The sequence below is a fragment of the Bradyrhizobium sp. SZCCHNRI3052 genome, from assembly GCF_032484895.1.
Classification (GTDB): domain Bacteria; phylum Pseudomonadota; class Alphaproteobacteria; order Rhizobiales; family Xanthobacteraceae; genus Bradyrhizobium.
Window position 1 is genome coordinate 159161 of record NZ_JAUETW010000013.1, and the last position, 12968, is coordinate 172128.

Annotated in this window: 11 protein-coding genes; 2 read left to right on the forward strand and 9 right to left on the reverse strand. The window is 61.1% G+C overall.

Features of this window, described 5'->3' with window-relative positions:
* Nucleotides 1–3: 3 nt before the first annotated feature.
* From QW887_RS28470 to QW887_RS28490, 5 genes are all read right to left on the reverse strand, one after another.
* Nucleotides 4–873 (reverse strand): ABC transporter permease, encoded by an 870-nt coding sequence (locus tag QW887_RS28470; RefSeq protein ID WP_316176051.1) that lies wholly within the window; start codon nucleotides 871–873, stop codon nucleotides 4–6.
* Entirely contained in the window at nucleotides 870–1808 is a 939-nt protein-coding gene (locus tag QW887_RS28475; RefSeq protein ID WP_315754288.1) for an ABC transporter permease, read from the reverse strand. The genes QW887_RS28470 and QW887_RS28475 overlap by 4 nt, the downstream gene beginning before the upstream one ends.
* 76 nt (nucleotides 1809–1884) lie before the next feature.
* Nucleotides 1885–3282: an FAD-dependent oxidoreductase gene (locus QW887_RS28480; RefSeq protein WP_316176052.1), complete on the reverse strand. Its 1398-nt coding sequence runs from the start codon at nucleotides 3280–3282 to the stop codon at nucleotides 1885–1887.
* A complete protein-coding gene (locus QW887_RS28485; RefSeq protein ID WP_316176053.1) occupies nucleotides 3279–3632 on the reverse strand; it encodes a (2Fe-2S)-binding protein in 354 nt (117 codons plus the stop codon). The genes QW887_RS28480 and QW887_RS28485 overlap by 4 nt, the downstream gene beginning before the upstream one ends.
* Nucleotides 3553–4671, reverse strand: a complete 1119-nt coding sequence (locus QW887_RS28490) for an FAD-dependent oxidoreductase (RefSeq protein ID WP_316161050.1) — start codon at nucleotides 4669–4671, stop codon at nucleotides 3553–3555. The genes QW887_RS28485 and QW887_RS28490 overlap by 80 nt, the downstream gene beginning before the upstream one ends.
* 20 nt (nucleotides 4672–4691) lie before the next feature.
* On the opposite strand from QW887_RS28490, the gene QW887_RS28495 reads away from it, so the two are divergent.
* The gene (locus QW887_RS28495) at nucleotides 4692–5675 is read left to right on the forward strand and encodes a LysR substrate-binding domain-containing protein (RefSeq protein ID WP_315754364.1); all 984 of its coding nucleotides are present in this window, start codon (nucleotides 4692–4694) and stop codon (nucleotides 5673–5675) included.
* Here the strand turns inward: QW887_RS28495 and QW887_RS28500 are convergent.
* Complete coding sequence (locus QW887_RS28500; protein ID WP_316176054.1) at nucleotides 5662–7242, reverse strand: ABC transporter substrate-binding protein; 1581 nt, start codon at nucleotides 7240–7242, stop codon at nucleotides 5662–5664. The genes QW887_RS28495 and QW887_RS28500 overlap by 14 nt on opposite strands.
* Before the next feature lie 1102 nt (nucleotides 7243–8344).
* On the opposite strand from QW887_RS28500, the gene QW887_RS28505 reads away from it, so the two are divergent.
* Nucleotides 8345–9247 (forward strand): DMT family transporter, encoded by a 903-nt coding sequence (locus QW887_RS28505; RefSeq protein ID WP_316176055.1) that lies wholly within the window; start codon nucleotides 8345–8347, stop codon nucleotides 9245–9247.
* Between the two features lie 18 nt (nucleotides 9248–9265).
* On the opposite strand, the gene QW887_RS28510 is transcribed toward QW887_RS28505, so the two are convergent.
* The 3 genes from QW887_RS28510 to QW887_RS28520 are packed head-to-tail and all read right to left on the reverse strand — an operon-like array spanning nucleotide 9266 to nucleotide 12955.
* Nucleotides 9266–11068 carry an ABC transporter ATP-binding protein gene (locus tag QW887_RS28510; RefSeq protein ID WP_316176056.1) on the reverse strand — a complete coding sequence of 601 codons (1803 nt, stop codon included), beginning with the start codon at nucleotides 11066–11068 and terminating at the stop codon, nucleotides 9266–9268.
* A 19-nt stretch (nucleotides 11069–11087) separates the two neighbouring features.
* Complete coding sequence (locus QW887_RS28515; protein ID WP_316176057.1) at nucleotides 11088–11939, reverse strand: ABC transporter permease; 852 nt, start codon at nucleotides 11937–11939, stop codon at nucleotides 11088–11090.
* Complete coding sequence (locus QW887_RS28520) at nucleotides 11939–12955, reverse strand: ABC transporter permease (RefSeq protein WP_316176058.1); 1017 nt, start codon at nucleotides 12953–12955, stop codon at nucleotides 11939–11941. The genes QW887_RS28515 and QW887_RS28520 overlap by 1 nt, the downstream gene beginning before the upstream one ends.
* Between the last annotated feature and the right edge of the window lie 13 nt (nucleotides 12956–12968).

Below are 12968 nucleotides of genomic sequence, written 5' to 3' on the forward strand. Positions count from 1 at the left end.
CTGCTATTCCCCCCGCAGCTTTGGGTCGATTGCGTCTCGCAGAGCGTCTCCCAGGAGATTGAGGGCGAGCACGGTCACCAAGATCGCAAGGCTCGGGAAGACCGCGAGCCACCAGGCGTCGAGGATGTTGTCGAACCCTTCCCGGATCATGCTGCCCCAGGTCGGGGTCGGTGGCGGAACTCCTAAACCGATGAAGCTCAGGGATGCTTCCGTGCGAATCGCGGAAGCCATCCACAACGAGCTCATCACCACGACATCCGAGATGATATTGGGGAGAATATGAACCCCCATGATCCGAACAGGTCCGAACCCAAGCGCTCGACCGGCGATCACGAAGTCCTGCTGCTTCAAGGCAATCGTTGGCGCCCGGGCAACTCGCGCAAACGGCGCGATCTCCGTGATTGCGATTGCAATGATCAGGTTCTGAAGGCTGGCGCCGAGCATCGCCGCAATCATGAGGCCGAGCAGGAGAGCTGGAAACGAGAGCAGCACGTCGAGCACTCCCATCACGAGCTGATCCAGCGCTCCTCCGACATAACCCGCAACGATTCCGATCGTGCAGCCGATCGTCATCGCAATCAGGATGGCGACGAAACCGACCATTAGGGAGATGCGGGCTCCATAGATCAGACGGGACAGGACATCTCGGCCGTAATTGTCCGTTCCGAACAGAAACTCCGCCGACGGCGGCTCGAGCCTGGCCACGATGTTCTGCTCCAGCGGGTCATGAGGCGCGATCAGCGGCGCGAGCACCGCCACGACAATGATGAGCGCAAGAAGCAGCGCACCCAGCCAGAAGAGAGGATTTCTGGAGAAGGCCAGCCACAATCGACTAGGCTGCGACACTGCAACCGATGCAACCCCGATCGTCATTTGTATTTCACCCGCGGATCGATAAGCCCATAGGTAATGTCCGTCAGCGTATTCACGACGATGACGCAGATGGCAAAGATGATCATCAGCCCCTCGAGCAGCGTATAGTCGCGAGCGTTGAGTGCCCCGAAGATCAGCTTGCCGAGGCCGGGTCGGTTGAAGATGATCTCCGTGAGCACCGAATTTCCGATCAACGTACCGAAGTAGAGGCCAACAACGGTAACCACCGGAATGAGGCCATTGCGCAGAGCGTGTCGCATGACGAGGCGCGTGGGAGTCACTCCCTTCGCGCGCGCTGTGCGGATGTAATCCTCGCCAAGGACTCCCAGCATGGATGACCGCGTGACACGCACCACATAGGCCATCAGGATCAAGCCGAGATTCAGCGCAGGCAAGGCAAGGCTTCGTAACCGTTCGATCGGATCCGTGCTATCGGACGCGAGAACGGGGAACCATCCCAGCTGGATCGCGAATACGATGAGCAACAGAATGCCTGACACAAACGCTGGGAACGATAGCCCGACCAACGAGACCAGCCGCGAGACGTAGTCGATCCAGCTGTTGCGGCCGAGCGCTGCGAGGATTCCGAGCGGCAGACCCAGGACGATTCCGATCACGATGGCCGCCAAGGTGAGTTGGATCGTCGAGGGCAACACCAGCAGGACCTCCTGCACGACAGTCCGGCCGCTGCTCAGCGATTGCCCGAGATTTCCGGTGAGCACCTCACCGAGAAAGTGAAGATATTGGACCTGGATCGGCTGATCGAGCCCGAGCCGGGCGCGCATCGCGCGAAGCGAGGCTTCGGTTGCCTGGTCGCCGAGGATGACGGATGCCGCATCACCCGGAACGAGACGCACCAGCACGAAGATTGCTGTCAGCATCACCAGCAAGGTGGGGATGGCCAGCAGCAGCCGCTTGAAGGCAAAGCTGATCATTGGATCACCCAGCACATTCGCGAACAGAAACCAGAATGTTCGGACTGAACTCTTCTCTCCAGACAAGGAAAGTGCCTCACAACACCTCCTCCTTTTGATCGAGTGTGGCCAGCTCTCCAAGCGTCACGGGCTTGAGCGGGGGCCTGACTCGATAGAAGCCGATCTCCCCTGCAGGACAATCCTGGATTTCCGCGAGGATGCGGGTGACGGTATAACCGCATTGCCGCCCCTGGCAGGGGCCCATCCCTGCACGCGTGAAGGCCTTGATCTGGTTCGGGCCGGAGCCGCCGATCTGCGCCATCGCCCGGATCTCTCCTGCCGTGACCTCCTCGCAGCGGCATATGACAGTCTCATCGGACGGACTAAAAACCCTGCCGTGGGGTCTGAACATGGTGTCAAGAAAGGGCCGCAAGGCAAGTTCGCGAGCCAAACTCTTTTGAACGCGCAACGCTTCCTTGAGCACGATCTGCTCGTCCGCATAGCCGAGCTTGACTGCCAGCCTGTGTGCTGCGAGCGCCCCACGAAATTGCGCGGCCTTCGCACCAGCAATGCCCGCGCCATCCCCGGCAATGAAGATACCGGCTTTGGTCGTTTCACCCCATTGATCGAGAACCGGAACGTAGCAATCCTGCTCGTCACGCCATTCAACCGCGCAGCCCAGCCCCAGCGGTGCATGGACGTTCGGCACGACACCATCATGCACAAACAGATTATCCGCGGAAACGGTCTTCTCTTGTGCATCGGCCGTTCGATAGCTGATGGATTCGATCCGGTCCGATCCGTGCGCCACGAGGTCGATGACATGACGGACGACGGGCACACGCCGGTGTCGAAGGACGGCCGTCCACGCGAGCCCTTTGAGGAGCGCCCCACTGGCACGCAGGGCCTTCGGCAGATGTTGGAGCGCCGCCCAATGACTCCCGGCCGGTGTCGTGTCCAGATAGCCGGCGATCTGACCTCCGGCGTTGAGCAACTGAACGAGGTAGAGCAGCGGCAACGGGCCACAACCAGCGACCCAGACTGGCTTGAAGGGGATCTGCCCGGCGGTCTTCAACAGGACCTGAGCGGCACCCACCGTGAGGACTCCCGGCAGTGTCCAGCCTGGGAAGGGAGCAGGCCGCTCCTGGGCGCCGGTTGCGAGGATGATGGCGCGCGCCTCGATCGTCCGGGCCTTGCCATCATGGGTCACGAAGGCACGAAAACCAGGTTCGACCTGCCAAAGCTGTGTACGAGGCTCGTACCGCGCGCCGCTGGCGCGGAATGCATCGGTCGCAGCCTTTCCGTCCTGATAAGTCCTTCCAAGGATGGCTCCCCTCGGGGTCGCCGCTTGGGTTTCGACCGAGCGCCAGATCTGCCCGCCAGGCGAACTTTGATCGTCCAGAACCAGGACGTCAATTCCATAGCGGCGGGCTGTGATGGCCGCTGTCATGCCAGCAGGGCCAGCCCCTACGATGAGAAGATCGGTGGTGCTCATGACGGCAAGCACCGCTTACGCTGCTGGCGCTCAACCTTCATGCCCTCCTGAACCGGGGTCATGCAGGTCTGAACCGAGGCGATTCCATCCACCTGAGCGAGACAGTCGAAGCAGACGCCGATCATACAATAGGGAGCTCGCCCGCTCCCTTTAACCGGCGTGGGGCGTGACCAGACGGCAGCCTGCCGGAGCAGCACAGCTGCCAGGCTTTCGCCCGGCTCCGCCGTGACAGGTTTGCCTTCGACATAGACAGTCACGGTCTCAACGGGCTCATGCAGCTTTCGAAACATCAAAGCGACTCTGATGAAAGATATCGAGCGAATCCGGCAACTGGCCGGCCGAGATGGCATCGGCCAAGACGGTGGAATGCAGAGCTGCAAGCGTGACGCCTGAATGGCACAACGCCACGAAGGCTCCCCGGTGCTTCTGGGACTGGGCGTAGACGGGACACCCATCAGGCGTCATGATGCGCAACCCAGCCCACTGCCGAACCAATTTTGCCTCAGCAAGCCCCGGCACGATGCGAAGCGTCCGCCGACTGAGATCTGCTGCCGCGATCGCGGTCGCGGAGCTATCGAAACCGGTCTCCTCATGGGTAGCACCGATCATCACGGTGCCTTCCCGGGTTTGACGCAAGCCACTCGTCGGCAGAGGCAGAAATGGTTCAAGGCGCTCGGTCACCAGGATCTGCCCGCGTTGAGGCCGCAGCGGGATTTCAAGACCCACTTGCCGCGCCAGCGCCTGAGACCCGAGACCCGCAGCGATCAGCACGCGCGGCGCACTGACGGTCTCGTTTCCGAACGTCACCGTAAAGCCCGCCTCGCTGGGCACGATCTGCCGCACCGCAGCGTTTCGGCGCAGATCTCCACCCAGACGCAGGATTCCGGCATGAAGAGCCGCAAGGAGCTGAAGCGGATTGGCATGCCCGTCCCGCTGGCCGAAGCTGGCGCCGGCCACATCAGGCCCCAATCGAACCTTCGGAAGCAGTTTGGCCAGTTCAGCGCGATCGAGCATCCGCCAATCCGCCTCCGCTCCGCCGAGCTGGTTCTGCAGCCGCTGAAGGTCCAAGCGGCGCTTCTCGAACGCGTCATCTCCGAGGCAGAACGCCAAACCGCCATTCTGCTCATAGTGAAGATCCAACGCGGCCAGATCAGTGAGTTCCGACGCAAAGTCGGACCACATGTCGACGCTACGGCGTGACAGCTGCTGATAGGCGGGCATGTTCTGGCCTTTGCCCTGTAGCCAAACAAGGCCGAAATTGGCCCGCGCCGCACGATGGTCGCGATCGTCACCGTCGAGCACGAGCACTCGGCGTTGTCTTCGCGCAAGCCCATAAGCGATCGCAGCACCAACCGTGCCCGCACCGATAACTATTATCTCAGGATGCATCAGATTTCCTCTTGCCCAATATGACGACAAAAAGAGATATTTGGTCAAAGTCGAAAATCTCTGGCTGTATTCTTCAGGGTTATGGGATGGCTCGTCAGATCAATCTCAGACAGGTTGAGGCGTTCAAAGCGGTGATCGAGAGCGGCTCGATCAGCCGAGCCGCTTTGATCCTCAACATCTCCCAGCCCGCGATGAGCAAACTGATCGCTCATCTCGAAGAGGATACCGGGCTCAGCCTGTTCGATCGCGTCAAGGGCCGCCTTGCTCCGACAGAGCGCGGCATGCGGCTTTACAAGGAGATTGATCGGATTTTTTCAGGTGTCCGCCAGGTGGAGAATGCCGTCGAGGCCATCCGCCGCGAGGAGCAGGGGCAGCTTCTTGTCGGAGTCATGCCGGCTTTGTCGCGTTCGTTCATCCAGCAGGCGACGATGGGCTTCCTGCAGCAGCATCCCAACGTGTTCTGCTCGGTCAAGTCACGCAGCTCGGAATGGATCGTGGACTGGCTGGTCACACGCAAGCTCGATGTCGGCCTTGTCAGCTCGCGGATCGACAATCCCTACGTGATCGCCGAACCGCTGACCCAGCACCCGCTCGTCTGCATCATGCCGACCGATCATCCCCTCGCCATGAAGAACGTTGTGGAGCCGGATGATCTCGACAACATTCCCTTCGTGTCTTTCGATCCTGAGAGCCAGGCCGGTCAGTGCATTGCGACGATGTTCGACGCCTACAACGTCAGACCCAACACCGTGCTCGTTGCCAATGTCTCGCCGACCCTGTGCGAATTCGTGGCAGCCGGCCTCGGCGTCGCGCTGGTGCACCCTTTGATGTTCAGCGGGCTTCAGGACCGTCTGGCCATCAGACGCTTCGAGCCCGCTTTGTCCTACGACTTCCAGCTCTGTCGAATGCGCGACAGCCGCAATGCAAGTCTGGTCGACGCCTTCCTCCAGCAGGCGCGCACGACGGCCGCACGGCTCTCCCAGGAGTCGCTCAGCGCGGCATAAGCGTCGTCGCCTCGGTGATCGGCGGAGCGAGGTTCATGGCTCCTTTGAGCTCATAGCCGTAGTTGACACGCTTGCTGTGCCCCCAGACCTGCTGAAGCTCAAACAGCGGAACAGAACAGACGGCGTCGTGGATCTTGCGCTGAGCCTCCTTCCACAGCTCCTGCTGCCGCTCCACACTGCCTTCCACCCGCGCCGCCTGTATGTCGGCGTCCGCAACGTCGCAATGGGAGAAATTGGCAACCGCCGTCGGCTTTCCAATGCTCGAGCTCGAGTGATAGAACTCGGTCAGGTACGTGTCGGCGACCGGAAATCTGGCGGCGCCATAAAACACCAGAGCGCTGGCATTGCCACGAATTTGGCTCTGATACGTGGCGTGATCGACAACGCTCATATCCAGCTTGATACCGGCCTTTGCGAGCTGGCGCTGAATGATTTCCATTGTCGGCAGGATAGCCGAGATATTGGACACCACGACCTTGAGCGTCAGGCCATTTGGGTAGCCCGCTTCGGCCAGAAGCGCCTTGGCCTTCACCGGATCGTAAGCATAAGCCCCAGATGAACAGTCCTCTCCGATATAGCCCGGGGGCACGACCGAGCAGCCTCTCAGACTGACGGTCTTACCGACAAACTGCACGAGATCGTCGAGATTGACCGCAGCGGCGATTGCCTGTCGGACCTTCAGCTCATCGAGCGGCGGAATACTGCTGTTGATGTGAAGCGTTCGAAACTCTCCTGGACGGAAGACATCAACGACCATGTTGCCGCGCTGGCGGGTCATATCGACCCAGCGTTGCTCGCGCCGGCCTTGGATGACGTCGAGCTCTCCGGACGCAAAGGCGAGCTCGCGGGCGCTGTCGGAGGGGATCGTACGGTACATGATATTGCTGATCTGCGGCCGGCCGCGGAAATAAACCTCGTTTGCGACCAGCTTCACATGCCGCTGCGTTTCATGCTCTGAAAACGCAAACGGACCCGTGCCGACGGGGTTGGAGGCAAACTTGTCGCCGAGCTCCTCCACCGCTCTTTTGCAGACGATGTTTCCGCCGTGATAGTTGGACAAGCGGCCGAGGAAATTCGGATCTGGATACTTCAGGGCAATACGAACGGTGGACCCGTCCACCTTGGCGATGCTCTCCATCGCGGGGAAGTCTGCAGCGAAGCTCGATCGGCTGGGGTCTGCGGCGCGTGTCAGCGAGTAGACGACATCATCTGCGGTGAGGCTGCCCCAGTCTCCGTGAAACTTGACGCCCTTTCGGATGAAGAAGGTCCAGATTCGTCCGTCTGTGGACGTTTCCCAGCGCTCGGCGAGATCGGGTTCGAGATCCTTAGGATCGGCGCTCCCTGGCTTGAACCGAACCAGACCGTTGAACATCAGGCCGATCAGCGGCTTGTCGGTGCTGGTCGTTGCACGATGGGGGTCAAGCGTAGTGATGTCTGATCCGCCGGCCCCGATCTGCAGGGTGGCCCCTGGCAGGACCTCCGCCGCAGACACATCACCGGCCGCGTTCGCCGTGACGGCGATGCAGAAAGCCAATATATAGACGTACTTCATATAGACGTACTTCATCCGGTGCCTCGCCCGTTGCCCACGCATCAGGCTGGAAGAGTCCTGCATCTCTGTCAAAGTCCGAAATCGAGGGGACCTATTCTTATGCGTTATGGGCTGGCGGTGGAGCTCAACCGCGGCGCGACAGTTTGGGTCCCAGGACCCAGGTGCCAGCGACTGCCATCAGAGCATGCGCGTCGGCCGCGCCGAATGCCACGCCTGCCTACAAAGCTCCTGGATAGACAGATACAGCCGGGAAGCGGTAGCGGCCTCACTCTCAGGTTCCACCTTTCTCTTGCGACACCCAACGGCATCACAGTCGTATTAACATCAGTATAGTATCTGCTTCAGGAGGAGCGCGCGTCATCATCGGACACCCGGCCATTCGTAGCCCTGGTGCCCAAGCAACAAATCGTCATCAGCCGACGTGCACCGCTCATGCCACGCAGGCGTTCTCTTGACGAGCTACCGAGACTGGTGGTCCTACGCCAAGACACGACCACAAGATGCCGGCTAAGGTGTACAGCACACCCGCCTCACCTCGCATCCGCGGGCCGCACCAAAAGCTCGCAGCAGATTGCACCGCTGGCAGCTGAGATAATGGAGCGGATCCAGGCACGCGCGAGCTTCCGATCTGACGAACGAGACGAGGACTGCGCTTGGGACCGCCGGCACAACCGCGCCGTCAATATGATCGCTCCCTCGAACTTAACGACGGTCCGGCAATTCAGCTATCGGTGTCGTTCCTCTTCTTCCTGGCGATCGCGGCGCTCTCACCCGAGTTGAAGACGTTCCATCATCGTAAAGGACATGCGACTGCATCCAAGACCATCACCTTTCCTGGTAGCTAGGCCGACTGTGAACTTCATATTAGAATGCCGTTGGGGCCGGCATGGATGGATGCGAAAGCTGATGGGCGCCCGTTGGAGCGAGTTGACGCTGGGCTGAACAGCGGTCGTTTGGCGCAGGCACGGCCGTCTGCTCTCCGAAGGCACCAGATTATGGCTTGCGGTGACCCAGACTGGTCACAACCTGCGCACCACGTACTTCACGTCGGCTCGAGGTGCAGAGACAGACCGGGAGATTACGGATGCAAGGTCATCCTGGAAGAACGGACGTCTTGATGCTGAGCCTTCGTGGTACATCCGCAGTCGCAGCAATCGCAGCTACGGTCGCGAGCTGCGCCAACGGCGCTCAACTCGCCGTGACGCGCCTGATCGTCCAGCGTCATGATCCGCTGGCCATCGCCTTTCTTCGCTGTGCGATTGCGGCTGCGTGCCTCGCACCGCTTCTCAGGAAATCGCAACGTCCGCCAGCCCAGGATTGTGCGACCATCCTCGCTCTTGGTGGTGTCGTCGCAGGGCTCTGTCCGTGGCTTTTGACAATTGCCATGCAATACACCACTGCCTCGCGGGGAGCGCTAGTGATCTGCACCAGCCCGCTGCTGACCCTGACATTCGCCGCCATGCTCGGACAGGAAAAATGCACCCTGCGCCGGGTCGCCGGCTGTTGCTGCGCGCTCATCGGAGTTGCCGTCGGACTTTCCGGTCAGCTCGCCACTGGCGCGCCAATGACCATCAATCGTGGCGATGCGGTCGTGCTCCTCACCACCGTGTTGTTGGCACTGTTCAACGTCTGCGCTGCTCGCATGTTGACGCGCTATCCCGCCCACACGATCGCTCCGATCGCCTGTTTCGGCGGCCTTGTGATCTTGTTCGCCTTCACCCTCGCGGATGGCGCGCTCGGCGGCCTACCGTTGCTTGCCGCCAAGGATTGGCTCGCGGTGTTGTTCTGCGGGACGGTTGGGGGCGCCGGCGTATTGTTACTATGGTCCTGGGCTATCGAACAAGCTTCGGCGGCCAGGATTGCGATCTTCGTGACGGCAGCACCGATTTCGGCGGCCGCCGCCGGCGTGATCCTGTTGGCTGAGACCGTGTCGCCTCAACTCACCGCTGGAATCGGCCTCATCCTCGCCGGGATCTACCTCGTCTACCGGGTCGAACCGTTTGCTACGAGCCAAGTGTGACGCATGGCGGCCATCGCTTCAGTTCCGAGGGACCGCGCCCACGCTCAAGCGGCTTCTCTCCAACCCGGAGATCGGCGCCGGCTCGCCGCCGAATTCGATCCGGGGAATCGCGTCGAGAAGCGCCTTGGTATATGCGTGTTGCGGTCTGCTGAACAGGTCTGCGACCGTGGCCTGCTCGACAATGCGCCCCCCCTTCATGACCATGACGCGATCGCACATCAGCCTGACGATGTTGAGATCATGACTGACGAACAAATAGGACAGGCCCAGCGCCCGCTTCAGCTTGTCCAGCTGGTTGAGCACGACGGCCTGCACGGAGACGTCCAAGGCCGAGGTCGGCTCGTCGAGCACAACGAGCGCCGGGTTAACCGAAATCGCCCGACCAATGCCGACGCGGGCCTTTTGTCCGCCGGAAAGTTGATGTGGGTACCTGCTGAGTAGCCCTTTCGGAAACTCGACAAGGTCGCAGATGTTGTGGATGCGCTGTTCGAGGTCATCCGATCTTTTCAGCCGTTCCAGACGGATCAGCGGATCGGCAATCGCCTCGAATGCGGTCCGCCGCGGATCCAGGCTGGAGGCGGGATCCTGAAACACGATCTGAATCAGCCGCCGCTTGGCCGACCTTGCAAAGGACCGTGGGTCGGCATCGGCGATCTCTTCACCATGAAGTCTGATCGATCCAGCCGAGGGCTTGACCAGTTTGGCAATCAGCCGCGACGTTGTCGTCTTGCCCGACCCCGACTCGCCGACAAGTCCGACGCATTCGCCCTGGTGCACCTCGAAGTTGAGATCGTCAACCGCCCGAAACGACGAGGGTGTGGCCTCGGGGCGGCTGCGCCAAGGCGCCATGAACCTCGACATAGTGCGAGGCGACTTCTGCAGCACATAATCGTGCGTCAGACCCTGGACGCTGAGGACTGGCGATTTTGCAGGCTCGCGCGTTCGAGCCCTTTCCGAGAGATGCCGGATCGGACCAGAGGCCTGCAGCTCAGAAGCGGGTATCAGGTCCGTCAGTTTGTCATGCCCCTGCGGGGTCGCGCTCAACAGCTTTCGCGTATAGACGTGTTGCGGATGACTGAAGATCTGTGCTGTCGGACCGTGTTCAACGACCCTTCCCCGTTCCATGATGATGACGCGGTCACAATATTGCGCCGCCAGACCGAGATCATGGGTGATGAACATGGTGGACATGCCGCGAGAGCGATTCAACTCCACCAGCAGCTCCATGATGGCCTTCTGGGTGGTGACGTCCAAGCCGGTGGTCGGCTCGTCAGCCAGCAGCAGCCGCGGCGTACACGCAAGCGCCATGGCAATCACGCTGCGCTGACACATTCCGCCGGACATCTCGAACGGATAGGCATGGACACGACGCTCGGGGGCTTGAATGTGAACCGCATGCAGGGCCTCGATAGCTCTCTTGTCGGCGTCACCGCCCCTCAGCGGGCTGTGCGCCCTCAGGACGTCGCTGATCTGCGCTCCGACCGGCCTGATCGGATTGAGAGCCGTTTGCGGGCTCTGAAATACCATCGATATCTCACTTCCGCGAATGGCCTTCAGCTCCGACTCCCGCAGGCCGAGCAGTGACCGGCCGAGATAGGTGATCGAGCCCGATTGAACCCGAGCCTGGCGCGGAAGCAGCCCCAGGATCGAGTAGGCTGTGACGGATTTTCCGGAGCCGCTTTCTCCGACGATGCCAACGATCTCGGCCGCCCCGATGTCGAACGACACGTGATCGAGCGCTCGCACGGGTCCATGCGGGGTATCGAAGTCGACAGCCAGGCCATCAATGCTCAGCAGCGGGGGATTGGATCTTTTCAACATGACCTGCTCATTAGGACTTCTATCGGCTACGAACGTCGAGGATGTCCCTCAAGGCATCGCCCAGCAGATTGAACGCGAACACTGCCAAGGCGAGCGCTACGCCAGGAAAGACGACGAGCCACCAATTGCCGCCCATCGCCTGAGCCGCGCCATCAGCGACCATGATCCCCCATTCCGCCGTGGGCGGCCGAATGCCGAGACCGATGAAGGACAGGCTTGCGGCATTGAGGATCGCCCAGCCGAGATTGACGGACAGCTGAATCATGAGGTTGGGCATCACGTTCGGGAGTAGAACGCGCGCTATGATCCGCCCGTCACCATTGCCGGCGACGCGCGCTGCCTCGACAAACAGCTGGCTGCTCAACACGCCAACCTCCACGCGCGCCAGCCGCACATAGAACGGGAGATTCACGATCGCGGTGGCAAGGATCACGTTGCGCAGATCGTTGCCGAGAGCGGCAACCAGCGCCATGGCCAGAACGAACAGCGGAAAGACCTGGAGCATCTCAGCGATGCGGCTGGTCCAGAGATCGAAGGCGCCGCCCAGATAGCCCGACAGTCCACCGATGCTGACACCTATGGCGAAGGATGCCGTCACCGCACACACGGCGATGAAGAGATCGAGGCGCGCCGAGACGATCACTCTGCTCAGCACGTCCCGCCCCAGCTGGTCGGTGCCGAACCAATGCGTCGGACTTGGCGGCAGCAGCACATGGCCGAGATCGGTCGCATAGGGATCGAACGGTGCCAGCATTGGTCCGAACAAAGCCAGAAGCAGCATGATCGCGACGGTCGCGACGGCCGCAACCGACAACCAGTTCAGCGCGACGATCCGCGCCGCATGTGAGACGATCGAAGATGGAGACTGCATCATTCCCCCCTGCGTGCGCGTGGATCAGCAAGGCCATAGGCGATATCGATTGTCAGATTGACGGTGACGAGAAGCAATCCCATCAAAAGAACGAACCCTTGCACGGGCGCATAGTCCGATGCGAGCAGCGCATTGAGCGCGAAGCTGCCGATGCCGGGCCAGCCGAAGACCCGTTCGACCAGAACGTTCGAACCAAGCATCGTCGAGAACACGATCCCCATCGTCGTCAACACTGGCAGCAGCGCGTTACGCAGCGCGTAGCGGATGTAGACGGTGACGTCGCTCAGCCCCATAGCGCGCGCCGTACGCACGAAATCGGAACTCAACACTCCCAGCATGGCGGATCTCGTCATGCGCGTCAGCGGCGACAGCACGAAAATCGCCATTGTAATGCTCGGCAGCACAAGCCTGCCAGCAGCTGACTGCAGCGCATCCCAACGCCCGCTGAGACTGCTATCGATCAGGAGAAAGCCTGTCAGACGCGGCGGCGCGGCGATGAACATGTCGATTCGATCGACAGGTTCCGGTGCAAGACCGAGCCAGAGAAAGAACACGTAGGTGAGGAGCAGGCCCGTGACGAAGGTCGGCATCGACACGCCGATGCTGCTGATGACACGCGCGAGGTGATCCACCGGCGAGCCGCGCCATATTGCTGCTGCGACCCCAAGGGGAATCGAGATCGCCAGCGCCAGCAGCAGCGCCGTGACCGCCAACTCGAGCGAGGCCGGCAGGCGCTCGCGCAACTCCGTCAGAACCGGACGTCCGGTCGTGAATGACATGCCAAGATCAGCCCGGCCGATATCCTTCACATAGATCAGGAGCTGCTCAGGGACGGACCGATCGAGGCCGAGCTTTTGTCGGACATAGGCCGTCTCTTCCGCGGTCGGTACGGGACCCGAAGCGAAGAAGACCGCTGGATCGCCGGGCAGAACGCGCATGATGAGGAACGTCGCTACGACCAGGGTGCAGATCGCGGGCACCGCCGCAAGCAGGCGGCGCACGAAGAAGGTCAACATCGCGGGGCTCCAA

Excerpts from the sequence above, each read along its gene's own strand:
- QW887_RS28470 (WP_316176051.1), bottom strand. The coding sequence starts at position 873 with ATGACGATCGGGGTTGCATCGGTTGCAGTGTCGCAGCCTAGTCGATTG.
- QW887_RS28475 (WP_315754288.1), bottom strand. The coding sequence starts at position 1,808 with ATGATCAGCTTTGCCTTCAAGCGGCTGCTGCTGGCCATCCCCACCTTG.
- QW887_RS28480 (WP_316176052.1), bottom strand. The coding sequence starts at position 3,282 with ATGAGCACCACCGATCTTCTCATCGTAGGGGCTGGCCCTGCTGGCATG.
- QW887_RS28485 (WP_316176053.1), bottom strand. The coding sequence starts at position 3,632 with ATGCCATCTCGGCCGGCCAGTTGCCGGATTCGCTCGATATCTTTCATC.
- QW887_RS28490 (WP_316161050.1), bottom strand. The coding sequence starts at position 4,671 with ATGCATCCTGAGATAATAGTTATCGGTGCGGGCACGGTTGGTGCTGCG.
- QW887_RS28495 (WP_315754364.1), top strand. The coding sequence starts at position 4,692 with ATGACGACAAAAAGAGATATTTGGTCAAAGTCGAAAATCTCTGGCTGT.
- QW887_RS28500 (WP_316176054.1), bottom strand. The coding sequence starts at position 7,242 with ATGAAGTACGTCTATATGAAGTACGTCTATATATTGGCTTTCTGCATC.
- QW887_RS28505 (WP_316176055.1), top strand. The coding sequence starts at position 8,345 with ATGCTGAGCCTTCGTGGTACATCCGCAGTCGCAGCAATCGCAGCTACG.
- QW887_RS28510 (WP_316176056.1), bottom strand. The coding sequence starts at position 11,068 with ATGTTGAAAAGATCCAATCCCCCGCTGCTGAGCATTGATGGCCTGGCT.
- QW887_RS28515 (WP_316176057.1), bottom strand. The coding sequence starts at position 11,939 with ATGCAGTCTCCATCTTCGATCGTCTCACATGCGGCGCGGATCGTCGCG.
- QW887_RS28520 (WP_316176058.1), bottom strand. The coding sequence starts at position 12,955 with ATGTTGACCTTCTTCGTGCGCCGCCTGCTTGCGGCGGTGCCCGCGATC.